Source organism: Micromonospora sp. NPDC049049, from assembly GCF_040649115.1.
In the GTDB taxonomy this organism is placed as follows: Bacteria; Actinomycetota; Actinomycetes; order Mycobacteriales; family Micromonosporaceae; genus Micromonospora.
In genome coordinates, this window is record NZ_JBEZEX010000003.1 from 177608 (window position 1) to 203990 (window position 26383).

At 70.8% G+C, this 26383-nt stretch carries 18 protein-coding genes and 2 pseudogenes; 11 read left to right on the forward strand and 9 right to left on the reverse strand.

The window, feature by feature from the left end; translation table 11 throughout:
- Window positions 1–78 precede the first annotated feature (78 nt).
- A complete protein-coding gene (locus tag AB0B68_RS04960; RefSeq protein WP_357198610.1) occupies window positions 79–888 on the forward strand; it encodes an alpha/beta hydrolase in 810 nt (269 codons plus the stop codon).
- Between the two features lie 42 nt (window positions 889–930).
- On the opposite strand, the gene AB0B68_RS04965 is transcribed toward AB0B68_RS04960, so the two are convergent.
- The gene (locus AB0B68_RS04965) at window positions 931–2232 is read right to left on the reverse strand and encodes an AI-2E family transporter (protein WP_357257903.1); all 1302 of its coding nucleotides are present in this window, start codon (window positions 2230–2232) and stop codon (window positions 931–933) included.
- Window positions 2233–2246: 14 nt separating this feature from the next.
- On the reverse strand, window positions 2247–2435 hold the full coding sequence (locus AB0B68_RS04970) for a DUF397 domain-containing protein (protein WP_357257905.1): 189 nt from the start codon (window positions 2433–2435) through the stop codon (window positions 2247–2249).
- A gap of 91 nt (window positions 2436–2526) precedes the next feature.
- On the opposite strand from AB0B68_RS04970, the gene AB0B68_RS04975 reads away from it, so the two are divergent.
- Together AB0B68_RS04975 and AB0B68_RS04980 are read left to right on the forward strand one after the other, a co-directional pair.
- Window positions 2527–2694 carry a hypothetical protein gene (locus AB0B68_RS04975; protein ID WP_357198602.1) on the forward strand — a complete coding sequence of 56 codons (168 nt, stop codon included), beginning with the start codon at window positions 2527–2529 and terminating at the stop codon, window positions 2692–2694.
- A gap of 56 nt (window positions 2695–2750) precedes the next feature.
- On the forward strand, window positions 2751–3752 hold the full coding sequence (locus AB0B68_RS04980; protein ID WP_357257907.1) for a hypothetical protein: 1002 nt from the start codon (window positions 2751–2753) through the stop codon (window positions 3750–3752).
- A gap of 44 nt (window positions 3753–3796) precedes the next feature.
- Here AB0B68_RS04980 and AB0B68_RS04985 read toward each other — a convergent pair whose 3' ends face one another.
- From AB0B68_RS04985 to mce, 4 genes are all read right to left on the reverse strand, one after another.
- Complete coding sequence (locus AB0B68_RS04985) at window positions 3797–5905, reverse strand: hypothetical protein (protein ID WP_357257909.1); 2109 nt, start codon at window positions 5903–5905, stop codon at window positions 3797–3799.
- 177 nt (window positions 5906–6082) lie between these two features.
- A complete protein-coding gene (locus AB0B68_RS04990; RefSeq protein ID WP_091405818.1) occupies window positions 6083–7348 on the reverse strand; it encodes a DivIVA domain-containing protein in 1266 nt (421 codons plus the stop codon).
- Between the two features lie 307 nt (window positions 7349–7655).
- On the reverse strand, window positions 7656–9011 hold the full coding sequence (ccrA, locus tag AB0B68_RS04995) for a crotonyl-CoA carboxylase/reductase (protein WP_357258042.1): 1356 nt from the start codon (window positions 9009–9011) through the stop codon (window positions 7656–7658).
- A 331-nt stretch (window positions 9012–9342) separates the two neighbouring features.
- Window positions 9343–9819, reverse strand: a complete 477-nt coding sequence (gene mce, locus AB0B68_RS05000; protein ID WP_357257911.1) for a methylmalonyl-CoA epimerase — start codon at window positions 9817–9819, stop codon at window positions 9343–9345.
- A gap of 61 nt (window positions 9820–9880) precedes the next feature.
- Here mce and AB0B68_RS05005 point away from each other — a divergent pair, with 61 nt between their 5' ends.
- The 7 genes and pseudogenes from AB0B68_RS05005 to AB0B68_RS05035 form a co-directional block, all read left to right on the forward strand.
- Window positions 9881–11080, forward strand: a complete 1200-nt coding sequence (locus tag AB0B68_RS05005; protein WP_124853423.1) for an acetyl-CoA C-acetyltransferase — start codon at window positions 9881–9883, stop codon at window positions 11078–11080.
- Window positions 11077–12078, forward strand: a complete 1002-nt coding sequence (meaB, locus tag AB0B68_RS05010) for a methylmalonyl Co-A mutase-associated GTPase MeaB (RefSeq protein WP_357198593.1) — start codon at window positions 11077–11079, stop codon at window positions 12076–12078. The genes AB0B68_RS05005 and meaB overlap by 4 nt, the downstream gene beginning before the upstream one ends.
- A 217-nt stretch (window positions 12079–12295) precedes the next feature.
- On the forward strand, window positions 12296–12715 hold the full coding sequence (locus tag AB0B68_RS05015; RefSeq protein WP_357257914.1) for an Asp23/Gls24 family envelope stress response protein: 420 nt from the start codon (window positions 12296–12298) through the stop codon (window positions 12713–12715).
- A gap of 59 nt (window positions 12716–12774) precedes the next feature.
- Window positions 12775–13188, forward strand: a complete 414-nt coding sequence (locus AB0B68_RS05020) for an Asp23/Gls24 family envelope stress response protein (RefSeq protein WP_196919465.1) — start codon at window positions 12775–12777, stop codon at window positions 13186–13188.
- A gap of 124 nt (window positions 13189–13312) precedes the next feature.
- Complete coding sequence (locus AB0B68_RS05025; RefSeq protein ID WP_357198584.1) at window positions 13313–15001, forward strand: methylmalonyl-CoA mutase family protein; 1689 nt, start codon at window positions 13313–13315, stop codon at window positions 14999–15001.
- Between the two features lie 182 nt (window positions 15002–15183).
- Window positions 15184–16107: a tetratricopeptide repeat protein gene (locus tag AB0B68_RS05030; RefSeq protein WP_357257916.1), complete on the forward strand. Its 924-nt coding sequence runs from the start codon at window positions 15184–15186 to the stop codon at window positions 16105–16107.
- A 69-nt stretch (window positions 16108–16176) separates the two neighbouring features.
- Window positions 16177–17145, forward strand: a pseudogene (locus tag AB0B68_RS05035) (arginase family protein); the annotation flags it as partial.
- A gap of 617 nt (window positions 17146–17762) precedes the next feature.
- Here the strand turns inward: AB0B68_RS05035 and AB0B68_RS05040 are convergent.
- Window positions 17763–19727, reverse strand: coding sequence for a penicillin-binding transpeptidase domain-containing protein (locus AB0B68_RS05040; protein WP_357257918.1), 1965 nt, complete (start codon window positions 19725–19727; stop codon window positions 17763–17765).
- 289 nt (window positions 19728–20016) lie between these two features.
- Here AB0B68_RS05040 and AB0B68_RS05045 point away from each other — a divergent pair, with 289 nt between their 5' ends.
- The gene (locus tag AB0B68_RS05045; protein WP_357198576.1) at window positions 20017–25098 is read left to right on the forward strand and encodes an NAD-glutamate dehydrogenase; all 5082 of its coding nucleotides are present in this window, start codon (window positions 20017–20019) and stop codon (window positions 25096–25098) included.
- A gap of 72 nt (window positions 25099–25170) precedes the next feature.
- On the opposite strand, the gene AB0B68_RS05050 is transcribed toward AB0B68_RS05045, so the two are convergent.
- Both AB0B68_RS05050 and AB0B68_RS05055 read right to left on the reverse strand, forming a co-directional pair.
- Window positions 25171–25884 carry a class F sortase gene (locus tag AB0B68_RS05050; protein WP_357257920.1) on the reverse strand — a complete coding sequence of 238 codons (714 nt, stop codon included), beginning with the start codon at window positions 25882–25884 and terminating at the stop codon, window positions 25171–25173.
- Between the two features lies 1 nt (window position 25885).
- A pseudogene (locus AB0B68_RS05055) lies at window positions 25886–26383 on the reverse strand (hypothetical protein); the annotation flags it as partial.

The following is a 26383-nucleotide window of genomic DNA, read 5'->3' on the forward strand; positions in this document are numbered from 1 at the left end:
ACCTGCCCGATAGCGACCTGGGTCACCCTGTTCGTGCCTGGGCGGGCGGCGGCGGCGACTTCGCGACAGACTTGGGCGGTGAGCACAGCGATCCGCGCGTCGTCGATCCTGCCCGGCCGCCGGGAGGACATCGAGCTGCACACCGCCGACGGTCTGCGGCTGGTCGGTGAGCTGGCCCTGCCGGCCGACCGGCCGCCGGTGGCCACCCTGGTCTGCCTGCACCCGCTACCGACCCACGGCGGAATGATGGACAGCCACGTGTTCCGCAAGGCGGCCTGGCGGTTGCCCGCGCTGGCCGACCTGGCGGTGCTGCGGTTCAACACCCGGGGCACCAGCAGCGTGCGCGGCACCAGCGAGGGAGCTTTCGACGGCGCGGTGGGCGAGCGGTACGACGTGGCCGCCGCCATCGAGTACGCGGAGTTCGCCGAGCTGCCCAACATCTGGCTCGTCGGCTGGTCGTTCGGCACCGACCTGGCGCTGAAGTACGGCTGCGACCCGACGATCGCCGGGGCGATCCTGCTCTCCCCGCCGTTGCGCTTCTCCGCCCCCGACGACCTGGCGACCTGGGCCAACTCGGGTCGGCCGCTGGTGGCACTGGTGCCGGAGTTCGACGACTACCTGCGCCCCACCGAGGCACGGGAGCGGTTCGCCGCCGTGCCGCAGGCCGAGGTGGTCGGGGTGCCGGGCGCCAAGCACCTGTGGGTGGGCGACGCGGAGACGGTGCTCGACGAGATCGTCCGGCGGGTCAACCCGGCCGTCGAGGTGCCGCTTCCGACAACCTGGGACGGCCCGATGGAGTCCGGCGACGTCAGCGCGTACGCCGACCGGACGGTGGCCGCCTTCGCCGACACGCCCGTGCCCGGCCCGGCCGCCACCAAGGCGGACTGACCAGAGGGCCCGCAGCCCGGCCGCCGCTCAGGGGGCTGACGCTCAGCGGCGCTCCTGGCGGGGCAGCACCACCTCGCGCAGGATCAGTTGCAGCGCGGCCACCGTGGGGATGGCGATCAGCGCGCCCACCACACCCAGCAGCGCCACTCCGAGCAGCGCGGCCAGCAGGGCGGCCACCTCGTTGACCTCCACCGAACGCCGCATCACCTTCGGGTAGATGAGGTAGTTCTCCACCTGCTGGTAGATGAGGAAGAAGACCGCGCAGGCGATGCCGGTGGGCAGGTCGGCTGCGAAGCCGACCAGGCTCACGATCACCGCGCCCAGGGTGGCGCCGATCTGCGGGATCAGGTCGGTCACCGCGACCACCACGGCCAGCGCGAACGGGTACGGCAGGTCGACGATCAGCGCGAAGACGAAGGTGGTGGCGCCGGCCAGCACCGCGATGCTCAGCGCGCCGACCATGTACGAGCCCACCTTGGCCAGGATCTCGTCGCCGATCAGCTGCACCCGCTGCCGCCGCGACCGGGGCACCAACGAGTAGCTCAGCGAGCGCAGCTTGTCGAAGTACGCCAGGAAGTAGATGGTCAGCACCAGCACGGTCAGCGTCCGGAACACCGTGCCGAAGATCAGTTGTGCGCCGCCCAGCACCCCGCCGAGCGCCCGTCCGACCGTCTCCGCGTTGGCCGCGCCCTGCACCCGTTCCACCACGTCGTACCGCTCCACCAGGTCATTGACCGTCGGGTTGCGGCGCAACTCGTCGAGCAGGCTCGGGATCTGGTCGATGAACTGCCCCGACTGCGTGATGATCGGTGGGACCAGCGCCACGATGCCGCCGCAGAGCAGCAGCACCACCGTCAGGGCGACCGCCGCCACCGCCAGGCCGTGCGGCACACCCCAGCGGCGCAGTCGGACCACCGCCGGGTTGAGGCCGACCGCGAGGAAGAGCGCGATCACCACCAGCACGAGGATGCCGCCGGCATTGCGAATCCCCAGATAGAGGGTGTACGCCAGCAGCACGCCCAGCGCACCGGTGAAGCCGAGCAGGAAGCTGCTGCGGCGCAGTGGCCGCCCGGGTGTGCCGAACTTCCCGGACGGGACCGCCGGCGGCTCGTCCAGGTCGACCCCCGGGACAGGAACCGGCACCGGCGGCGGGGCCTCGGTCGACGGTGGCGTCTCAGCCGACGGTGGCGTCTCAGCCGACGGTGGCGTCTCAGCCGACGGTGGCGTCTCGGTCGACGGTGGCGTCTCAGCCGGCGATGGTGTCTCAGCCGACGGTGGCGTCTTCGGCGGCCGGGGACCGGCGGGCATGTCCGCGTCGTCGCCGGACGGGTCGTGCTGCGGCATCAGAACCTCCCCGCTCAGGCAGTCGGACGACGGGCGGCGGCCACGAACGCCCGCCACGCGGCCGGCGCGAGCACCAACAGCGGGCCGGACGGATCCTTACTGTCCCGCACTCCCACCATCCCGGGCAGGTTGTCCGCCACCTCGACGCACTCACTGTTGCCGCTGCGAGTGGAGGTGCGCCAAACTGCGCCGGTCAGGTCCATGAGGTCACAACTTCCTTCATCAGTTCCATCGACTGGCGGCGAGACAAGCGTTTCTGATCATCTCCCAGCGCGCCAGCAGCGTAGCCACCTCATGGTCGCCATCGACCACGAGACCGTCAATCTGATGCACCATGTGCCCCACCCAACCACCGTCGCCGCCTCGGGCCAGATTGAACGGTCCGGAAAGGCCGACGTGCAGCCCGGTCTCGGCCGCACCCCGCCGACCCGCAGATCTTGGACACTTTTCGTCACGCCATGACGGAAACTGTCCAAGATCTGGTGGTGGGGCGGCGCTCAGGGGCGAAAGCTGTCCGGATGCTGCCCGCCGACGACGCCGACGCACTCGACTGGCTCGCCTTCGAGCAGGCGGGCGTGCTGACGACCGCGCAGGTCGCCCGGTTGCTCAGCGAGGCGCGGGTGCGGGGCCGGATCCGCTCCGGTCGGTGGCGGTCGATCTGCCGAGGGATCCTGCTGGCCGGCAACGGTCGACTCACCCGCGACCAGCAACTCTGGGTGGCGGTGCTGGCGGCCGGGCCGGGGGCGGTGCTGGCCGGGGTGTCCGCCGCCGCCGAAGCCGGGGTACGGGGGCTGCGACGCGAACCCCTGCACGTGCTGGTGCCGGCGGCCCGCCGTGCCGCGCGGACCACTCTGCGTCGACTTCCGATCGACATGCCCGCCGTCCTGGTCCACCGCACGACTGTCCTCCCCGAGGCTCATCTCCAACGGGCCCGCCCACCGCGCACCACGACGGCGCGGGCCCTTGTGGACGCGGCGGGCTGGGCGGCCGGGGTGGACGAGGCGCAGTCGGTGCTGGCCGCCGGTTGCCAGCAACGCCGGGTGCTGCCCGAGGAGTTGCGGGCGGTGCTCGACGTCCTCCCTCGGGCCCCCCGTCGGCGGCTGATCGGGCAAACCATCAGCGACATCGCGGGCGGTGCCCAGGCGCTCTCGGAGATCGACTTCCTGCGGCTGTGCCGCAGACATCGGCTGCCCGCCCCGGATCTGCAGGAACACCGGGTCGACGCGGCCGGTCGGAACCGCTGGCTGGACGCGTACTGGCGGGAGTGGCGGGTGCAGGTGGAGATCGACGGCGCGCACCACATGGATGCCAAGCAGTGGGCTGCCGACATGCGTCGGCAGAACGACGTCTGGACCAGCGGCGACCGGATTCTGCGCTTCCCGGCCTGGCTGGTCCGCGCTCCCCAGACGAGGTGGCCGACACCGTCCGCCGCGCCCTCGTCGCAGCCGGCTGGGCCCCCACCGTGCCCCTACGTCACCCGGCGCAGAAGTGAATCTTGGACACTTTCCGTCAGCCGATGACGGAAAGTGTCCAAGATCTGGAAGCTTCGACGGGTGGGTGCCCGTCACTCCTTCTCGATGGTGACCTTGCTGGGCTTGGCGCTGCGCTCGTCGGTGGTCGGCTTGGTGGGTCGCTTGCCGTTCTCACCGGTGCTAGTGATCTTGGTGGGTTTGGCGCCCCGACCACCCTCGCCCGGTACGGCGGCCACTGTCGGCTCCCCGTCCACCCCGGCGCTCGCCGTGCCACCATCCACAGTGGTCACAGGCTCGGCCACCGGCCGCGTCGTGGACTGCCCGGACTCGTCCGCGGCGGCGTTCACCGGCTGCCTGGTGTCGGCGGGCTCCGTCTTCAGCCCGGTGCCCGCGCCCGACCCGGTGCCCGCGCCCGACCCGGAGGCCGCGCCGGCGGTAACGCTCGCGCCGTCGTCCCCACCAACGGGTACGCCTTCGCTCGCGTTGGCGTTTCCGGTCGGCGCGGTCGGGCCGTCGATCGGACCGGCGACACTCTGCAACCGCAGCTCGGACATCTGACGCTGGAGCTCGTCGGACTCCTGCCGGGCCTTCCAGGTCTCCTGCCGCAGATCCGCCAACTGCTGCTGGGCCTGGGCGATCTCCAACATCACCTGGGCCAACTGCTGACGACCCGCCGCAGACTCCTGCTGGGTCGCCGCCAGGTGCTGCTGGGTGGTGGCCAGGTGCTGCTGCGTGGTGGCCGCGTACTCCTCGAACTGCCGCCGGGACGCAGCGACATGCTCGTCGGCCTTGCGGCGCTTGTCGCTGGCCTCGGCCTCGGCCCGGCTCAGCAGCTCGGCGGCCTCCGCCTCGGAGCGCTGGCGCAGCCCCGCCGCGTCCTGCTCGGCCGCCTGCCGGATACCGGCCGCGCCCTGCTCGATCTCGTTCTTGCGAGCCGTGTACTCGGTCTCCAGCTCGTTCTTCCGGGTGGAGTATTCGGTTTCCAGCTCGTCCCGGCGGGTGGTGAACCCGGTCTCCAGCTCCTGCTGACGGCTGGCGAGCCCGGTCTCCAGCTCCTGCTGGCGCGACGCGTGGTGCTTGTCCAACTCGTCGCGGCGCTTGGCGAACTCCTGCTCGGCCGCGGACCGTCGCTGCGCCAACTCCCGATCGGCCGCCTCCCGACGGGAGTTGACCTCCTGCTCCACCCCGGCCCGCCACGCGCCCAGCTCCTGCTGGGTCTGCGCGCGGGTGTGCTGCACGTACGCCTCGGTCTCGGTGCGCATTCGCTGTACGTACGCCTCGGTCTCGGCGCGGCTGCGCTTCGCCGATTCGGTGGCCTGCGTCGTCAGCCGCTCGGCCTCCTGCTGCGCTTTGGCGCGGGTGGCCCGACCGGCCATCGACGCGTCGTCGATGATCTGCTTGGCCTCCTGCTGCGCCTTGGCGTGGGTGGCCCGTCCCGCTTCGGTCGCGGTGTCGGTGAGCCGCTTGGCCTCCTGGAGCGCCTTGGCGTGCACCTCCTTGGCGGCGTCGCGCAGATCGCTGGCCTCCTGCCGGGCGTTGGCCAGCGTCTCGCGGGCCGTCTCGCGCAGCTTGGTGGCCTCCTGCTGGGCCCGAGTGTGGATCTCCTTGGCGGAGTCCCGCAGTTGGGTGGCCTCCTGCTGGGCCTTCGCCAGAGCGTCCTGGGCGGCCTTGCGCAACTGCGCCGACTCGTCCTTTGCCGACCGCAGGGCGGCGTCCGCCTCGGCGCGCTGTGCGGCGCTGTGCCGCTCCTCCTCCGCCCGTCGGGCGGCGAGGGCGAGTTCGAAGTCCTTCAGTGCCCGGTCGGCCTGCTCGCGGGCCTCCTCGATGATGTGCTCGGCAGCGGCCCTCCGGGCCTCGATCTCGCCGTTCGCATCGCCGAGGATCTCCTCCGCCTGCTCCTCGGCGAGAGCGAGGATCGACTCGACCCGTGGGCCGAGGTGCCGGAACGACGCCCGGTCGACCACGTTCATCTGCTTGCGCACCTGGGTCAGGTCGCGCTGGAGAACCTCGACCTGGCCGGCGAGCTTGTGGATCTGTGTGTACGCCTGTTCCCGTTCGGAGGCGAGGGTCGCGATCTCGTGCTCAGCACGTGCGACATAACGGTCGACCTGTTTCTTCTCGTACCCCCGCAGAGCGGACTCGAAGCTGGGCTCCGTCGTCACGTCCCCGCCGAGAGCGAACAGTTCCTCGCCGTGCGACATGCCCCCATCCTCACACGCAACGGGCCCTGCTGGGGCGATACGGACGGGCCATGTGGGAGCTACTTCACTCCGTCGCGGCCAGCGGATACCACGGGTGAGGAAACGCATACGGCGCGAGGCGACACCGGTTACCCGGTGTCACCTCGCGCCGTCGATGCCCCTACCTGACGCCTCGCGTCAGCCGGCGGTCTCCGCGGGCACCCGCTCCTGACCACCATCGGTCTTCTTTGCTGCTTCCGGCTTGGCAGCCGGAGCGGCCTGCGCCGGCATTCCCGGAACGATGCCGGCGAGACCGGAGAGCATCTGACCCAGCTGCGACGTGACAGCGTCCTTCTGCCGGGTGAGGTCCTCGACCTCGCGGCGGGCGGCCTGCGTGGTCAGCTCCGCCTCGGTGCGGGCCTCGGTGAGCAGGCGCTGCGACTCGGCCTTCGCCTCGTTGAGGGTCTTCTCCGAGTGGGCCTTGGCCTTGTCGACGGTCTCGGCCGCGTTGCGCTCCGACTCGACCCGCCGCGCCTCGGCGCGCTGCTCGATCTCCTTGGCCCGCTCCTGCGCGGCCCGGGCACGCTGCTCGGCCTCGCTGACCATCTTCTGGGTCTGCGCGACCTGGGCGGCGTGCCGCTCGGATTCCTCGCGCTCGGCCTTCTCCCGCCGCTCGGCCAACTGGAGCTCCAGGGCCTGCAGGTCCTTGTCGCGCTTGTCCCGCGCGTCGGTGAGCAGCTTGGTCGCCTCGGCGCGCTTCTCCTCAGCCTCGCGGGCGGCCTTCGCCCGCTGCTGGGTGATCTCCCGCTCGGCGGTGGCACGCAGGGTGGCGACCTCCCGCTCGACTGTCGACTTCAGCTCGGCCACCTCGTGCGCGGTGACCGTACGCAGCTGCTTGGTCTCCCGGTCGGCGTCGGCGCGCAGCGTGTCGGCCTCGCGGCGAGCCTGCACCCGGACCTCGGCGGCCTCGCGCTCGGCGGCCGTGCGCAGGTTGCCCGCCTCGCGCTCGGCGCTCGCCTTCATGGCGGCGGCCTCGGCGCGGGCCTTGTCGGTGATCTCGCGGGCCTCGAGGCGGGCGGCGGAGAGGATGCCCTCCGACTCGCGCTTGGCCTCGTTGCGGTGGTCGTTCGCCTGCTCCTCGGCGAGCCGCAGGATCTGCTCGACGCGCGTGCCGAGCCCGGAGAGGGTGGGTCGGCTGTTCTCTTCGAGCTGCTTGTTCGTGTCGGTGAGCTTCTGCTCCAGCGCACTCATGCGCTGCTCGGCCTGGCGGAGCCGACGCTGGGCGTCGTTCATCCGCTGCTCGGCCTCGGCACGGGCCTGCTCGGACTGGGTCAGCGCGGCGGTCATCCGGCCGAGGAAGTCGTCGACCTGATGGGTGTTGTATCCGCGCAGGCCAACGGTGAAATCTGGCTGCGAGTTCGCGTTATCGAAGAACGCGAGAGGGGAGGACTGCTGCTGGGGCATTGGGACATACTGGCAGACGCCCCAGGGTGCTTCGCAAGAGCGGTGCGAAGCTTTCGTGCCCTCTTTACATGGTCAACACTCGCGATCGGCGAGGTTGGACCAATCGGCGATCTTGGCAGGTCCCGGCCTGTCGGACGCCACGCAGCGTGACGCGGAAAAGGGCCCCGGGGTTACCCCGAGGCCCTTTGTTCGATCCGGGTGACTTATCCGCTAATGGGGGCGGAAGAACAATGAGCGATCAGCGCAATGGTCATCCGGCGTTCCACCGTCCGGCCGGGACCGCCCCGGCGCTCCGGATGCCGGGAGGTCAGTGACCCCGGAACCGGTTGATCGCGTCCTCGTGCCGGGCCCGCAACTCTCCGTCACGAACGCCCAGCCCGTCAGTGGGTGCGAGGCAGCGCACGCCCACCTTGCCCTGGTGGGCGTTGCGGTGCACCTCGTACGCGGCCTGGCCGGTCTGCTCCAGCGGATAGGTGCGGGACACCGTCGGGTGCACCTTGCCGAGCGCGACCAGGCGGTTGGCCTGCCACGCCTCGTGGTAGTTGGCGAAGTGGCTGCCCACGATCCGCTTGAGGTGCATCCACAGGTAGCGGTTGTCGTACTGGTGCAGGAAGCCGCTCGTGGAGGCGCAGGTGACGATGGTTCCACCGCGTCGGGCCACGTAGACGCTGGCGCCGAACGTCTCCCGGCCCGGGTGCTCGAACACGATGTCCGGGTCCTCGCCGCCGGTCAGCTCGCGAATCCGTTCGCCGAAGCGCCGCCACTCGTCCGGGTCCTGGGTCTCCTCGTCCTTCCAGAAGCGGAAGCCCTCCGCGGCCCGGTCGATGACCAGCTCCGCGCCCATCCGGCGGCACAGCTCGGCCTTCTCCGGCGAGGACACCACGCAGACCGGAATCGCGCCGCCGTTGAGCGCCATCTGGGTGGCGTACCCACCGAGGCCGCCGGAGGCGCCCCAGATCAGCACCACGTCACCCTGCTTCATGTTGGCGCCGTGGTGCGAGACGAGCTGCCGGTACGCGGTGGAGTTGACCAGCCCGGGACTGGCCGCCTCCTCCCAGCTCAGGTGTCGCGGCTTGGGCATCAGCTGGTTGGCCTTGACCACCGCCAGCTCGGCCAGCCCGCCGAAGTTGGTCTCGAACCCCCAGATCCGCTGCTGCGGGTCGAGCATCGTGTCGTCGTGCCCGGCCGCGTCCTCCAACTCGACCGAGAGGCAGTGCGCGACCACCTCGTCGCCGGCGGTCCAGCGGGTCACCCCGGGGCCGGTGCGCAGCACCACGCCCGCCGCGTCCGAGCCGACCACGTGGTACGGCAGGTCGTGCCGACGGGTCAGCTCGGAGACCCGGCCGTAGCGCTCCAGGAACTTGAAGGTGCTCACCGGCTCGAAGATGCTGGTCCACACCGTGTTGTAGTTGATCGCGCTGGCCATCACCGCTATCAGCGCCTCGCCCGGGGCCAGCTCCGGCGTCGGCACCTCCTGCACGTGCAGCGCCTTGCGCGGGTCCTTGTCCCGGGTGGCCATGCCGTCGAACATCCGGGACTCCTCGGCGCGGACCACCACGCCCCGGTAGCTCTCCGGTACGGGCAGCCCGGCGACGCCGGCGAGTTCGCGGTCCGGATCGTTCGATTCCTCCGCCGCCATGATCGCTTCGAGGATGTCCTGCACGGTGACCTCCGGTTCTTCCGCACCCGCACGGGCCCGGGTGCTGCCATCGTCGGCGCCGGTGGGCACGACCGCCATGTCGGCATTCGACACATCCGGCACCGGTCGCGCTCCTGTGGGGCCGGACGTTACTGAACGGTAGCTAGGCCGGGAAGTCCTCTGTGAAAAACTGCATCCGCCGATGCGTGAAGGTGTCCAGCCACCCCGCCAACCGCGCACTGACGTGCGCGCGCCTCGGCCTCCAACGCTCGCCACCCCTCGTTGATCAAGAGCTTTCGGTCATCTGCGCGGGGCGGAATGACGCAAACCTCTTGATCAACAGGGGTGGGGTGGGTCAGTGGGGAGTGGGGGCGGGTTGGACCAGTTCTACGAGGACGCCGCCAGCGTCCTTGGGGTGCACGAAGTTGATCCGGCTGTCGGCGGTGCCACGCCTCGGAGTCGCGTAGAGCAGGCGCATGCCACGCTCGCGTAGCGCCGCGCAGGCCGCGTCGATGTCCACGACCGTGTACGCGACCTGCTGCACGCCCGGCCCGTTGCGATCCAGGAACTTCGCGATAGTCGACTCCGGGGTGAGCGGGGCGAGCAACTGCACGCAGCCGCCCTTGGTGGTCGGTCCGACGGCCAGCATCGCTTCCCGGACGCCCTGCTCGGTGTTGGTCTCCACGTGCACGCAGCGCATCCCGAACGTCCGCTGGTAGAAGTCGATCGCGGCGTCCAGGTCGGCCACGGCGATCCCGACGTGGTCAATCTTGCGAAGCCCGATGTCTGTGACGTAGTCCGCACCGGGCTCGACGGGGGAGTTCTCTGCCATGGCGCTAGTCTGGCCGAACAATCGTTAAGGCGTACAGCTCGGCACCCCTTCGGAGGCAGGCATGGCTTCTGTGATCGTCAGCGGCGCGCGGACCCCGATGGGCCGGCTGCTGGGCAACCTCAAGGACCTCCCGGCCACGAAGCTCGGCGGGATCGCCATCAAGGCCGCGCTGGAGCGTGCCGGCGTCAGCCCCGACCAGGTCCAGTACGTGATCATGGGACAGGTGTTGCAGGCCGGCACCGGTCAGATCCCGGCGCGGCAGGCGGCGGTCGAGGCCGGTGTGCCGATGTCGGTGCCGGCGCTGACCATCAACAAGGTCTGTCTCTCCGGCCTGGACGCGATCGCCCTGGCCGACCAGCTGATCCGCGCCGGCGAGTTCGACATCGTGGTGGCCGGCGGCATGGAGTCGATGACCAACGCCCCGCACCTGCTGATGGGCCAGCGCACCGGCTACAAGTACGGCGACGTGGTGGTCAAGGACCACATGGCACACGACGGGCTCAGCGACGCCTGGGACTGCTGCTCGATGGGCGAGTCGACCGAGCGGCTCGGCGCCCGGCACGGCATCTCCCGCGCGGAGCAGGACGCCTTCGCCGCCGCCAGCCACCAGCGGGCCGCCGCCGCCCAGAAGAACGGTCACTTCGCCGACGAGATCGCCCCGGTGGTCATCCCGCAGCGCAAGGGCGACCCCCTGGTGATCACCGAGGACGAGGGCATCCGTCCGGACACCACAGCCGAGTCGCTGGCCAAGCTGCGCCCCGCCTTCGCCAAGGACGGCACCATCACCGCCGGCAGCTCGTCGCCGATCTCCGACGGAGCGGCCGCGGTGCTCGTGATGAGCAAGGCCAAGGCCAAGGAGCTGGGGCTGACCTGGCTGGCCGAGATCGGTGCGCACGGCAACGTGGCGGGCCCGGACAACTCCCTGCACTCGCAGCCGTCCAACGCGATCAACCACGCCCTGAAGAAGGGTGGCCTGAGCGTTGCGGACCTGGACCTCATCGAGATCAACGAGGCGTTCGCGCAGGTTGGTGTCCAGTCCACCCGCGACCTCGGCATCAGCCCGGACAAGGTCAACGTCAACGGCGGCGCGATCGCGCTGGGGCACCCGATCGGCATGTCCGGCGCGCGTCTCGTCCTCACCCTCGCCCTGGAGCTGAAGCGGCGCGGCGGTGGCACCGGCGCGGCCGCGCTGTGTGGCGGCGGTGGCCAGGGCGACGCGCTGATCATCCACGTGCCGGGCAAGGCCGAGACGGACCAGTGAGCGAGACTGAGCACGTCCCGGCGGCGGGCACCACGTCGGTGCGCCGCAGCCGGGACGTACCGCTGCTGGTCGAACGGGCCCGCACGGGCGACCCCCGGGCGGTGGCTCGCCTGATCACGTTGGTGGAGAACGGTGACGCGCTGTTGCCGGAGATCGCCGCGGCGCTGGCGCCGTACGCCGGGCAGGCCCAGGTGGTCGGGCTGACCGGTTCGCCAGGGGTGGGCAAGTCGACCACCACCAACGAGCTGGTCCGCGCGCTGCGGGCGCGCGGGCACCGGGTGGGCGTGCTGGCGGTCGACCCGTCCAGCCCGTTCACCGGCGGAGCGATCCTCGGTGACCGGGTGCGGATGCAGGACCACGCCACGGATCCGGGCGTCTACATCCGGTCGATGTCCAGCCGGGGGCACCTCGGCGGGCTGGCCGCGGCCACACCGCAGGCGGTTCGGGTGCTGGAGGGCGCCGGCTGCGACGTGGTGCTGGTGGAGACCGTCGGCGTCGGGCAGGCCGAGGTGGAGGTCGCCTCGCTCGCCGACACGACGCTGGTGCTGCTCGCACCCGGGATGGGCGACGCGATCCAGGCGGTCAAGGCCGGCATCCTGGAGATCGCCGACGTGTTCGTGGTCAACAAGGCGGACCGGGACGGCGTCGACGCCACCGTCCGGGACATCCAGGGCATGATCGCGCTCGGCGAGCGCGGGCCGGGGCAGTGGCGGCCCCAGGTGGTCCGGTCCGTCGCCGCGCGGGGCGAGGGTATCGACGACATCGCCGCCGCCATCGACAAGCACCGGGGCTGGCTGGTCGAGCACGGCGAGCTGCGCCGCCGCCAGGAGACGCGGGCCGCCGCCGAGATCGAGGCGATCGCGCTCGGCACCCTCCGCGCCCGGATCGGCTCACTTCGCGACGGTACGGAGTTGGCCACTCTCGCCACCAGGGTCGCCGCGGGCGCGACCGACCCGTACACGGCGGCGGACGAACTGCTCGCTCAGCTCTCCCGCTGACCCCGACGCCCCGCTGGCCGGCGCGTCCACCCTGGACGTGCCGTATCGGCGCGGTCCGACCTCTTTCGTGCGGCCGGTCGGAGCGTGGCTCCCGCCCACAAGCGAAGGTCGCTCTGGTTTTAGTAGGCTCGCGGCGCGTGGCCGGCAGCAAGCTGCCGCGAAACGGGCTGACGAGCCGGTCGGTCCACAGTGCACCGGGACCAGGGGAGATGTGATCATGACGGAAGCGGTGGAGAACGCCGGCGCAGCGCAGCCCGCGACGGGTGCGGCCCGGGGTGTCACGTCGGTTTCCGACGAGGTCGTGGAGAAGATCGCCGGAGCGGCCGCTCGCGCGGTGCCCGGTGTCGCCGATCTCGGCGGTGACGTGTCCCGCTTCTTCAACAGCGTCCTGGACAAGATCGGCCTGGACGAGGTGGGCGACGCCCGCCGGGGAGTCTCTGCCGACGTGAAGGGCAGCTCGGCCGTCATCAACGTGGTCCTGGTGATCGACGCCGGGCACGTCGTGGCGGACGTGACCGAGGCGGTGCGGGCCGCGGTGATCGAGGCGGTGGAGAAGTACGGCCTGAGCGTCACCCAGGTCAACGTCACGGTGGACGACATCGAGCTGAACCAGCCAGGCGCGGCAGCCGGAGCCTGAGGCGTAGCTGCCCAACAACCTGACGGCTTACTCGGTGGTGTGAGGAGCAGGGAGCGACTGTGGACCTGGAAGCAACACAGAGGCTGACCAGGGCGTCGGTGCCGGCTGGTGGGACGACGCAGGTCGCCGACGAGGTGATCGAGAAGATCGCTGTCGCGGCGGCCCGCGCGGTGCCCGGCGTGGCCGACCTGGGCGGGGACGTCGCCCGGTTCTTCAACGCGGTTCTCGACCGAGTCGGACTGGACCAGGTGGGTGACGCCCGGCGGGGTTGCTCGGCCCACGTCACCGAGGACGCCGCAGTGGTCAACCTGGTGTTGGTGATCCAGGCCGGTCGACAGGTGTCAGAGGTCACCGGTCAGGTGCGCGCTCGAGTGAGCGAGGCGGTCGAGGCGTTCGGGCTGCGGGTCGATGAGGTCAACATCCGGGTCGACGACATGGCGTTCGGCGAAACCCCCGCCACGCCTCCGGCCTGAGAGGTGCGCGGCGCGATCGACGCCGTGCCTGCTGTTACCCGCGGGTAGGGCGTGACTTAGCGATCGTTCAGGTAGGGGCCTTACACTCGACGTGCAGTCGAGGACCCGAGGAGGAGCCCTGCTCATGGACGCCGACGAGATCGACGCCGGACGGGCGCGCTGGCAGGCCCGGTACGACGCCGCGCGCAAGCGGGACGCGGACTTCACCACGCTCTCCGGCATGCCGGTGGAGCCGGTGTACGGCCCGCCGGAGGGCGCCACCTATCCGGGCTTCGAACGGATCGGATGGCCGGGCGAATATCCGTACACCCGGGGTTTGTATCCGACCGGCTACCGCGGTCGGACCTGGACCATTCGGCAGTTCGCCGGCTTCGGCAACGCCCAGCAGACGAACGAGCGCTACAAGATGATCCTCGGCGCCGGCGGCGGCGGGCTCTCGGTGGCGTTCGACATGCCGACGTTGATGGGCCGCGACTCGGACGACCCCCAGGCGCTCGGCGAGGTCGGCCACTGCGGCGTCGCCATCGACACCGCCACGGACATGCAGGCGCTCTTCGACGGCATCGACCTGGCCGGCGTCACCACCTCGATGACCATCTCCGGCCCGGCCGTGCCGGTGTTCTGCATGTACCTGGTCGCCGCCGAGCGGCAGGGCGCCGACCTGTCCAAGCTGGACGGCACCCTGCAGACCGACATCTTCAAGGAGTACATCGCGCAGAAGGAGTGGCTCTTCGACCCGGAGCCGCACCTGCGCCTGATCGGCGACCTGATGGAATACTGCGCCGCCGAGATCCCGCGCTACAAGCCGCTGTCGGTCTCCGGCTACCACATCCGCGAGGCCGGCTCGACTGCGGCGCAGGAGCTGGCGTACACCCTGGCGGACGGCTTCGGCTACGTCGAGCTGGGTCTCTCGCGTGGGCTGGACGTGAACGTCTTCGCGCCGGGGCTGAGCTTCTTCTTCGACTCGCACCTCGACTTCTTCGAGGAGATCGCCAAGTTCCGCGCCGCCCGCCGGATCTGGGCCCGCTGGCTGCGTGACGTCTACGGCGCGACCAGCGAGAAGGCTCTGTGGCTGCGGTTCCACACGCAGACCGCCGGGGTGTCGCTGACCGCGCAGCAGCCGGTCAACAACGTCGTACGGACCGCCGTCGAGGCTCTCGCGGCGGTGCTCGGCGGCACGAACTCGCTGCACACCAACGCGCTGGACGAGACCCTGGCGCTGCCCACCGACGAGTCGGCCGAGATCGCCCTGCGTACCCAGCAGGTGTTGATGGAGGAGACCGGTGTGGTCAACGTTGCCGACCCGCTCGGCGGCTCCTGGTACGTCGAGGCGCTGACCGACAAGATCGAGGCCGAGGCGGAGGAGATCTTCGCCCGGATCCGGCAGCTCGGCGGAGACGGGCCGCACCAGATCGGCCCGATGACCTCGGGCATCCTGCGCGGCATCGAGGACGGCTGGTTCACCGGGCACATCGCCGAATCGGCCTTCGTCTACCAGCAGGCCCTCGAAAAGGGCGACAAGAAGATCGTCGGGGTCAACTGCCACACCGGCACGGTCGCCAAGGAGCTGGAGATCCTGCGCATCTCGCACGAGGTGGAGCTGGAGCAGCGCCGGGTGCTCGCCGAGCGCAAGAGCGGGCGGGACGAGGAGGCGGTGCGCGCCGCTGTGACCCGGATGATCGCGGCGAGCCGTACCGACGAGAACATGATCCCCGCCATGCTCGACGCGGTGCGTGCCGAGGCCACGTTGGGCGAGATCTGCGACGCCCTGCGAGCCGAGTGGGGCACCTACCGGGAACCCGCCCGCTTCTAACCCCAGCCCTGAACCCCCACTCCCGTCGATCTTGCAGTTTCTGCGATGCCATAAGGCATGAATGCGGCATAGCGGCGACAGAAAGTGCAAGATCGCGGGGGTGGGGCGTGGGGCGTGAGAGTTGCAACGTCGGGGTTGCGGGTGAGCTGAGAATCCGGGCTCACGTGCGAGACTAGGTAACCATGAGCGACCCACGGATCACCTCGTCGATCTTCACCCGCGGCGCGGTTGACCTCAGCACGCTGCGTGGCCCCGCACCAGCAAGTACCCGCCCCGGCACGCCCCCGCAGGGCGGCCCGTCCAACGGCGCCCCCGGCGCGCCCACCGCCGGCGGTGACACCGCCATCGTGGACGTCACCGAGGCGACAATCCAGTCCGACGTGCTCGAACGCTCGATGGCCACGCCCGTCGTCGTGTTCTTCGGCGCGGCCGGCTTCCCGGAGAGCGACGAGTTCGCCCCGGTCCTGGAGCGGCTGAACGCCGAGGGCGGCGGCACCTGGGTGCTGGCCCGGGTCGACGTGCAGGAAAATCCCCGAATCGCCCAGATGTTCCGGGTGCAGGGCATCCCCATGGTCTACGCGGTCGTCGGCGGCCAGCCGGTCGACGCCTTCTCCGGAGTCGTTCCCGAGGCTCAGCTGCGGCAGTGGATCCAGGCAGTGCTCAAGGCCGGCGGCGTGGCAGTCGCCGAGCCGGAGGACCCCCGCCTCGACGAGGCGGACGACGCGCTGATGAGCGGCGATCTGGACGCCGCCGAGCAGGCGTACCGGAAGATCCTCGCCGACGCCCCGGCGGACGCCGCGGCCACGGCGGGGCTGGCCCAGGTCGGAGTGGCCCGCCGGGCGGCCGGCGCCGACCCGTCCGCCGCGCTGGCCGCCGCCGAGAGCGCCCCCGACGACGTCGCCGCCCAGCTGCTGGCGGCCGACATCGAGGTGCTCAGCGGCCTGGCCGAGCAGGCGTACGCCCGGCTCGTCGGTCTGGTCCGGCGCACCGCCGGTGAGGACCGTGAGACGGTTCGCCAGCACCTGGTCTCGCTCTTCTCCATTGCCGGCCCGGACGATCCGGCGGTCGCCTCGGCGCGTCGGGCTCTGGCCAGCGCCCTGTTCTGAGTTCGTAGCACGCCAGCGCGGGCCGGCGTTCCGGCCGGCCCGCCCGACCACCGAGGACGGGAGCTCACGATGCGCCGGATCGCCGTCCTCGACGCGCCGACAAATCTCGGTCTACGGCCGCCGACGCCCACGTCGGTCCCGGGTTGCGCCAAGGCGCCCGGGGCGCTGCGCGACCACGACCTGCTGGCCCGGCTCCGCGCCCGCGACGCCGGCTGCGTCACCCCCGCCCGGTACGACCCGGGCGACTGGCGGCCCGGCGACGGGGTGTGCCACGCCCGGGAGATCGCCGACTACTCGTTGGCCCTCGCCGAGCGCATCGGCTCGATCATCGACAGGGGCGAGTTCCCGGTGGTGCTCGGCGGCGACTGCTCGGTGCTCCTCGGCTCGGCCCTGGCCATGCACCGCCTCGGCGAGGCCGTCGGCGGGCGGATCGGGCTGGTCTTCGTCGACGGGCACTCCGACTTCCGGCACCCCGGCAACGCCTCCTACGTCGGGGCCGCAGCCGGTGAGGACCTGGCTCTGGTCACCGGGCGAGGGCAGGCCGACCTGGCCGCGCTGGAGGGCCGCCGGCCCTACTTCCGTGACATCGACGTGGTGGTGCTCGGCATCCGGGCCCAGGACGAATACCGGCTCGACCTCCAGGCCGCCGGGATCACCACCCGACCGGTGCCGGCGCTGCGCGCCGAAGGCGCCGCCCGGACGGCCCAGTGGGCGCACGAGCAACTCGCCGACTGCGCGGGCTACTGGGTGCACATCGACGTGGACGTGCTCGACCCGGCGGTGATGCCCGCCGTGGACGCCCCCGACCCGGGTGGAATCGCCTTCGCCGAGTTGGAGATCCTGCTCGCCGGCCTGGTCGACACCCCGCACTGCCTCGGCGTGGAGCTGACCGTCTTCGACCCCGACTACGACCCGGACGGCTCGTACGCGGCCGAGATCGTCAACACAGTGGTCGCCGGTCTGGCGCCGGTGACCGCCCCGGAGGCAGTGCCGCCCCGACTGCTGGCGGCACGGCCGACGCCCTCCCCGCGGCGCAGCAACGGCCGGACCTCGACCGCCACCACCGATCGCTCCGACCGTGCCGAGCGGCTCGACCGTGCCGAGCGTCCCAACCGGGCCGAGCGGCTCGACGGGCTGGTTGTGCTTGACGGGCACGACGGCGTTGAGCGGGTTGCGAGGCATGAATTCCCCGCTGACATCGACCCTGCGGACATCGACCACGCCGATAGCGGGCCTGCTGCGCTCGGGTCCGCCGATGACGGCCCTGCCGACGTCGGTGTCCCCGGCGTCGGTCCGTCGGTGAGCGCGGTGCCGTACGACGTCCCTGTCGAGGGGGAGTCACCCGGCACTGGCGGGCGGGCCCACTCCGAGCCGTCGGGCGTCGCGGCCAGCATCGCGTCCCTGGTCGAGCGCGAACCGGTCGGCCCGCCGGCGTCGGCCGGTCCAGGTCTTCTCCGACGCACCACCCCGTCGACCCAGAACACGCCAGAGAGGCACGAGGCCGACACCGCCTGACCCGGCCCTCGGCCGCAGGGCCTTGATCGACTCGGTTCAGGGAATCCGGGGTGTCCGAGTGGCTCGGACACCGCAGTTTCAGCGAAACCGAGTGGATCAAGGCCAGGCGCCGGGAGCCCGGCGGACCCCCAGGTGTGGGGTCAGGTGGTGGGGAGAGCGCGGAGGAAACGCTCGGCCATGGGGACGGCCGAGGCGGTGCTGGCCCCGCCCTTCTCCACGAAGACGGCGAACGCCACGTCGCCCCGCCAGCCGACGAACCAGGCGTGGGTGTGCGCCGGGTTGTCGTCGTACTCGGCGGTGCCGGTCTTGCCGTAGACCTCGCCCGGCACGTCCTTGAGCGCGCTGCCGGTGCCGGCGGTGACCACCTCGCGCATCATCGTGCGCAGCGCCGCGACCGACTCCGGCTTGAGCTGCTCGCCCGCCGGGGCCGGCTTGGCCGGTGCCGGGTCGATCAGCAGCTTCGGCTGTTCGAAGCGGCCGCGGGCGACGGCGGCGGTGGCGCCGGCCATGGCGAGTGGGCTGACCAACGTGGTGCCCTGCCCGAACGACGCGGCGGCCTGCTCGGCGAGGCTGCCGCCCGTCGAGACCTTGCCGGTGAAGGCGTCCGTGCCGAGGTCCCACTGACCCTCCAGGCCCAGCGAACGACCGGCGGCGGCCAGCCCGTCGCCGCCGAGCTTCGGGGCCAGCGCGGCGAACGCCGTGTTGCAGGACTTGGCGAAGTCGGTGCGGAACGGCACCGAGCCGAGCTCGAAGTTGTCCGAGTTCTTGAAGGACCTGCCGTCCACGGTGAAGGTCTTCTTGCAGTCCACCGGCCCGTCCAGCGTGACCGCGCCCCGGTCCAGTAGGCCCAGCGTGCTGACCATCTTGAAAGTGGAGCCGGGAGGCACCTGGGCGTCGAAGGCCAGGTTCTGCCCGGCCGGACCGGGGCCGTTCGCGGCGGCGAGCACGGCGCCGTCGCTGATCCGGAGCGCCACCAGGGCGGAGCGGCGGGGCTCGGCGCGCAGTGCCCCGTCGGCCGCGTTCTGGACGGCGACGTCCAGCGTGGTCTTCAGCGCCTGCCCGGGCTGCGGCTCCCGGCGGAACAGCTCGGCGCCGGTGGGTTCGAGTTTGCCGCCCTCGGCCGGACGCTCGACCACCACGGTCAGCCCGGGGCCGCCGCGCAGTCGCTCGTCGTAGCGGCCCTGTAGACCGCCGTGCCCGACCAGGTCGCCGACGACGTACCGGTCAGGATGCGCGGCGAGGTCATCGGCCTGCGCCGGGTCGACGGTGCCGAGCAGCGCACGGGCGAACTCGCGGGTGGGCGCCAGGTCGAGCTTGTCAGTGACGAACTTCGTGCCGGGCAGGTCGTAGATCCGGGGCTTGATCTGCCGGTACGCCTCCTCGCGCAGCGACACCACCTCGACGAAGGCACCCGGCTCGGCCTTGGCCACCCTCTCGGGCAGATCGGCCAGGTCGACGCCGGGAACCAGAGCCGGGCGAATGGCCTTGAACGCCGCGTCGAGGTCCTTGACGAGCTTTTTCAGGTCGGCGACCCCGTTGGGCTGCACACCCACCCGAACCACGGTGCGCGGGGTCACGAGTGGCTTCCCGGCGTTGTCCAGCACGGCGGCGCGGGCACCGGCGTCGCGACGCAGCGCCAACCGGTCACCCTTGGTGAGCTGCTCGTGCACTACCGTCGGCTCCCAGATCACCTGCCACTGGTCGTCGTCGCCGTGGGCGAGCCGGACCTCCCGGTCGTACGCCCAGCGGGTCTGACCGGGCAGGGCCCACTCCACCTGGACGGTGGTGGTCGCGATGTCCTTCGTGATCTTCGGCTCGCCGCGACGCGTCAGCGTGGGCGGGGTGGCCGCCAGCTCACCGGAGAGCTCCTTGATCTCACGTGCGACGTCCGCCGACGGCAGTTTCGAGCCGAGCGGGTCGATCAGACCGACCGCCTGGAGGTCACCGCTGCGCCAGCCCGCGAGGAAGGCGTCCACGGTGCGTTGCGGCCCGTCGTCACCGGAACAACCGACGAGGACACCCGCCGCGAGCAGCGCCGTGGTGACGCCGGCGGCGAGCCGGCGGGCGGGGTTCGGCCGGTGGGGCCGGGGGTACGACAAGGGCATGAAGCTGGTCCTTCCGATCTCGGACTGCCCTCGCACGGTAGTACGGGAACGCCGTCCCCAACGTCCCGCAGGTGCTCGGCCGCGCTCAAAGACGAGCCCTACCCGTGTGATGAACATCGCGTGGCGGGGTATCCCGCAGCCGGCCAACCTCGGACCCGCAACGGGTGAAAGGACAAAGTCCCGATCCGGACGTCTGGCCAGTGGTCCGCCGACGAAGGCGCACAACGGCAGGGCCTAGGCTGGGCGGCAGAGTGACCCACAACGCGGTGGGTCGAGGGGAGTGGCACCGATGGACCGGCGTCCGGCGATCAAACCGGAACCCGACCTCCGGCAGGATGACTCCGGCCGGGACGATGACAGCTTCGATTCGGCGACCGACGGGGACGGCTACGGCCGACTCGACACGGGAGTCACCGGGCTGACCGGGTCGAGCATCGACACCATCTACGATCTGGGTCTGCCAGCCGAGGCGCTGGCCGACGACGTGGAGGACGCCGAGCTCGACGAACCCGTTCCCAACGCGGAGCGCCTGGTGGCCCAGGCCGTCGCGCTCGCCGGGGACGACCACGACGCGGCGACACTTGTCGGCCGTTTCTGGCGGTTCGCCCCGGACGAGGAGCTGGTCGGCTTCACGGCGGAAGAGATGCTCGACGCGGCCCGGGCGCACCGGGATCTCGCCCAGCAGCGGGTGCCGGGCGAGTTGAAGCTGCGGATCCACGAACCGCACGCCGACCAGCACCACACGGTCGTCGAGATCGTCACCGACGACATGCCGTTCCTGGTCGACTCGGTGACGGCGTTGCTCAACTCGTACCACCTCGACGTGCACCTGCTGGTGCACCCGTTGGTGGTGGTGCGGCGGGAGCCGCTGGGCCGGCTCACCGAGGTCTCCGCGGATGTGGAACCGGACGACGCGATCGCCGGCGACATCATCGAGAGCTGGATGCGGATCGAGATCGACCCGGTCCGGGACGCGGCCGAACGGGACCGGTTGCGCCGCGAGTTGCAGCGGGTGCTCACCGACGTGCGGGAGGCGGTCGAGGACTGGCCGAAGATGCGTCAGCGTGCCCTCGCACTCGCCGACGAGTTGGCGTCCGCCCGTACCTCCGACAACCGCCCACCGGTACCGGAGAAGGACATCACCGACTCGGTGGAGCTGTTGCGGTGGCTCGCCCAGGACCACTTCACCTTCCTCGGCTACCGCGAGTACCGGTTGGTGGACGCCGACGGCGGCGACGCCGCCGACCCGGTCGACGGCAAGGCGTTGGAGGCGGTGCTCGGCACCGGTCTGGGCATCCTGCGCTCCGATTCACCGGATGCGCGGTCGCTGTCCTCGATGACGCCCGAGGCGCACGAGAAGGTGCTGGAGAAGCGCCTTTTGATCATCACCAAGGCGAACTCCCGGGCCACCGTGCACCGCTCGGCGTACCTGGACTACATCGGCTTCAAGATCTTCAACTCCGCCGGTGACGTGATCGGTGAGCGGCGCTTCCTGGGGCTGTTCTCGACGGCCGCCTACCGGACCAGCGTCCGCGAGCTGCCTGTGGTACGCCGCAAGGTGGCCGAGGTGCTGGACCGCTCAGGTCTGAGCCAGCGCAGCCACTCGGGCAAGGATCTGATCCAGATCCTGGAGACCTACCCGCGCGACGAGCTGTTCCAGATCAAGACCGACGACCTGTACCACGCGGTGGTCGGCGTGCTGCGGATGGCCGGCCGCCGGCAACTGCGGGTGTTCCTGCGTCGGGACGCGTACGGGCGGTTCATCTCCTGCCTGATCTACCTTCCCCGGGACCGGTTCACCACCCAGAACCGGCTGCGCATGCAGGACATCCTGCTGCGTGAGCTGAACGGTGTCGGGGTGGACTACACAACCCGGGTCACCGAGTCGATGCTGGCTCGGGTGCACTTCATCGTCCGTACCGACCCGACGCGGCCACCCGGCGACATCGACGCCGACCTGCTCGCCGAGGAGTTGGCCGACGCCACCCGACTGTGGGACGACGACTACCGATTGGTGCTGGAGCGCAAGCTCGGCGACGAGCAGGCCAAGCACCTGTTCACCCGGTACGCCGACGCCTTCCCGGAGGGCTACAAGGACGGGCACACGCCGTACGAGGCGATGAAGGACCTGGCGAAGCTGGAGCTGCTGGAGGAGCCCGGCCAGCTGGAGATGCACCTGTTCCGCAAGCAGTTGGCGCCGCGGCCGGGCACCCGGGTGCCGGGAGCCGACCTGGCCGAGGCGATGGACGTCCGGTTCAAGGTCTACCGGTACGGCGAGCCGATGATGCTCTCCGCCGTGCTGCCGGTCCTGCACTCGCTCGGCGTACGGGTGGTCGACGAGCACCCGTACGAGGTGGACCGGATCGACGGTCGGGTCTACCTGTACGACTTCGGCCTCATGCTGCCCGAGGGGCATCACGAGCTGGCCGAGGTGCGCCCGCACGTGGAGAACGCCTTCGCGGCCGCCTGGCGCGGCGAGGCCGAGGTGGACCGGTTCAACGAGCTGGTGCTGCGCGGCGGGCTGACCTGGCGGCAGGTGGTGGTGCTGCGGGCGTACGCGAAGTACCTGCGGCAGGCCGGCACGGTCTTCTCGCAGGACTACATGGAGCAGACCTTCATCGCGTACCCGAAGATCGCCGCGTTGCTGGTGGAGCTCTTCGAGACCCGGTTCGCGCCCGGCGAGTTGAGCGCCGAGCAGCGCCAGCAGCGCAGCGGTGAGCTGGTGGAGACGATCCGGGGCGCGCTGGACGACGTGGCGAGCCTGGACCAGGACCGGATCCTGCGCTCGTACCTGACGCTGATCGAGGCGACCCTGCGGACCAGCTTCTACCAGAAGCGCGCCGACGGGCGGCCGAAGGCGTACGTGGCGTTCAAGCTCGACCCGCAGGCCATTCCGGACCTGCCCGCGCCGCGACCGAAGTTCGAGATCTTCGTCTACTCGCCGCGGTTCGAGGGTGTGCACCTGCGGTTCGGGCCGGTGGCCCGGGGCGGGTTGCGGTGGTCCGACCGTCGGGAGGACTTCCGGACCGAGGTGCTGGGCCTGGTCAAGGCGCAGATGGTGAAGAACACCGTGATCGTGCCGGTCGGCGCCAAGGGCGGCTTCGTGTTGAAGCAGAAGCCGGGCGACCGGGACGAGGCGGTCGCCTGCTACCAGGAGTTCGTCGGCGCGATGCTGGACGTCACCGACAACATCGTCAGCGGGCAGATCGTGCCGCCCGAGGACGTGGTCCGGCACGACAGCGACGATCCGTACCTGGTCGTGGCGGCCGACAAGGGCACCGCGACGTTCTCCGACATCGCCAACGAGATCTCCAAGGCCCACAACTTCTGGATGGGCGACGCGTTCGCGTCCGGCGGATCCGCCGGCTACGACCACAAGAAGATGGGCATCACCGCCCGGGGCGCCTGGGAGTCGGTCAAGCGGCACTTCCGTGAGCTGGGTCTGGACACCCAGGCCCAGGACTTCACTGTGGTCGGCGTCGGCGACATGTCCGGCGACGTGTTCGGAAACGGGATGCTGCTCTCCGAGCACATCCGGCTGGTGGCCGCCTTCGACCACCGGCACATCTTCCTCGACCCGGAGCCGGACGCCGCCACCTCGTACACGGAGCGTCGACGGCTGTTCGACCTGCCCCGCTCCTCCTGGGAGGACTACAACCCGGAGCTGATCTCGGCAGGTGGCGGCATCTTCCCGCGTACCGCGAAGTCCATCCCGATCACGCCGCAGGTCCGGGCGGCGATCGGCCTGGACGACGACGTCACGCAGCTGTCGCCGCAGGACCTGATGAAGGCGATCGTCACCGCTCCGGTGGACCTGTTCTGGAACGGCGGCATCGGCACCTACGTCAAGGCCTCCACCCAGACCAACGCCGAGGTGGGCGACAAGTCCAACGACGCGATCCGGGTGGACGGGCGGAGCCTGCGCTGCCGGGTGGCGGGCGAGGGCGGCAACCTGGGCTGGACCCAGCTCGGCCGGATCGAGTACGCGTTGACCGGTGGCCGGATCTACACGGACTTCATCGACAACGCGGCCGGGGTGGACACTTCCGACCACGAGGTGAACATCAAGATCCTGCTCAACACGGCGGTGGCCGATGGTGAGCTGACCATGGCCGACCGGGACGAGTTGCTGGCCGGGATGACCGACGAGGTCGCGGAGCTGGTGCTGCGCGACAACTACGACCAGGCTCGGGCGATCAACAACGCCCAGGCCCAGGCCGCCTCGCTGCTCCCGGTGCACCGTCGGATGATCAACGAGCTGGAGCGTTCGGGCGGATTGGACCGCGCGTTGGAGGCGCTGCCGCCGGACGAGGAACTGGCGGTCCGCAGCGAGTCCGGGCTGACCGCGCCGGAGTTCGCCGTGCTGCTCGCGTACGTGAAGATCGTCCTTGAGCGGGAGATCCTCACCGACGGGTTGGCCGACGAGGAGTGGACGACCGACGTCCTGGTCAACTACTTCCCGACGCCGATGCGCGAGCGGTTCGCCGACCGGATGGGCCGGCACCGGCTGCGCCGGGACATCGTCACCACGGTGCTGGTCAACGAGGCGATCAACCGGGGCGGCATCTCGTTCATCTTCCGGGTGGTCGAGGAGACGGCGGCCAGCGCGGCCGACGTGATCCGGGCGTACGTGGTGGTCAGCGAGGTGTTCGGCCTACGCGACCTGTGGGACGAGGTCGAGGCGCTGGACAACAAGGTGGCGCCGGAGCTACAGACCAGCGTCTACCTGGACACCCGTCGACTGCTCGACCGCGCGGTGCGGTGGTTGGTCTCCAACCGGCGCTCGCCGATCGACGTACCGGCCGAGATCGCCCGGCTGCGCGACGGGGTCACCCGGCTGCTGCCGGGGCTGGAAGAACTGTTCTACGGCAACGAGCGCCAGGGCATCGCCGCGCACATGGACTCGATGACCGAGCGTGGGCTACCCCGCGAGCTGGCGGAGCGGGCCACCCGGTTGATGTACAGCTTCGGTCTGATGGACGTGGTGGAGACCGCGAACGCCAGTGGGCGGGACGTCAGCGAGGTGGCCTCGGTCTACTTCGTGCTGTCCGACCTGTTCCGGGTGGACTCGCTGCTGTCGAAGATCTCCCTGTTGCCGCGGGAGGACCGCTGGCAGACCCTTGCGCGGATGGCGCTGCGGTACGACCTGTACGCCGCGCTCGCCGCGCTCACCGCGGAGGTGCTCGACTCCACCCCGGGCGACCTGCCGCCGCACGAGCGGGTGCAGCAGTGGGAGCAGTCGAACGCCACCTCCATCCACCGCGCCCGACGGGCGATGGGTGAGTTCGACGAGTCGCGGGCGGATCTCGCCGCCCTGTCGGTGCTGCTGCGCCAGATCCGCACCCTGGTGCGGACCTCCGCGGCAGCCTGAGTCAGGTACGCCGGACGCGGTCCGGCCGGTCGGGTCACCCCGACCGGCCGGACCGCGTTCGTTCGTCGTCGGTCAGGCCGCCAGGGTGGCGAAGACGACGATGTTGTCCGGGTAGCTCTTCGCGGCCTGATCGAACTGGCCGCCGCAGGTGACCACCCGCAGGCCGGGCCGGTCACTCGGTCCGTAGACCAACTCGGTGGGGAAGGCCGTCTTCGGGTACGACTTCACCGAGTCGACAGTGAAGGTGGCCGGCACCCCGTCGGCGCGGCGCACTGTGACGGTGTCGCCGGGGGTCAGAGCGCCGAGGTCGAAGAAGACGGCCGGGCCCAGCACCGCCGAGTCCACGTGCCCGACGATGACCGCGTTACCCGTCTCGCCCGGGCTCGCACCGGGCTCGTACCACCCGGCCTGGTCGGCCTTGTCCAGCGGAGGGACCTGGACGGTGCCGTCCGGGTTGGTGCCCAACGACATGATCGTCGCGTTGACGCCGATCCGGGGGATCTCGATGCTCGTCGGTGCCGACCGGGCCAACCCGACCGCCGACTGACCGACCGGCTGCCCGTCGACCGGCTGCCCGTCGACCGGAGGGGCATCGTCGGCGGTGCTCGCCGGCGCGGTCGGCTCGGGGCCCGCCTGGGCCAGCGGCTGTGGCGGCCGGGGAGTGGGCGTGGTCTTCAGGGAAGCGCCGATCATGCCGGCGCCGATCATGGCCATGGTGACGACGACGGCCGTGCCGGCGGCACGCCACGGTCTCCCGCGGCGGCCGCCGGCCGGTGTCGTCGTCACGTCAGACGAGCGAACCATCGGTCCGCCGACGACGCATCAACACGATCCCGCCCAGCGCGGCAGCGCCGAGCACGCCCGCCCCGCCGGTGGCCAGGCCGCGGTCGGTGCCGGTGCTGGCGCCACCGTCACCACCGTCGACGCCGCCGTGCGGCAGCACGACGAGCTCGCCCTCGCCGCAGGAGCCCTTGAGCTCGTAGCGACCCGGCTTGGCGTCCTTGTCCACCTTGGCTTCGCCGTAGTAGACGAACTCGCGCTCCTTGTCCCAGTCACGCTCGTCCGAGCCGCGCTCGTCCTTGCCGTAACCGCCACGCTCGTCCGAGCCGCGCTCGTCCTTGCCGTAACCGCCACGCTCGTCGGAGCCGTGCTCGTCCTTGTTCTCCCAGCCCTTGTCCGAGCCGTATTCGGAGCCGTGCTCGTCCTTGTTCTCCCAGCCCTTGTCCGAGCCGTACTCGGAGCCGTGCTCGTCCTTGTTCTCCCAGCCCTTGTCCGAGCCGTATTC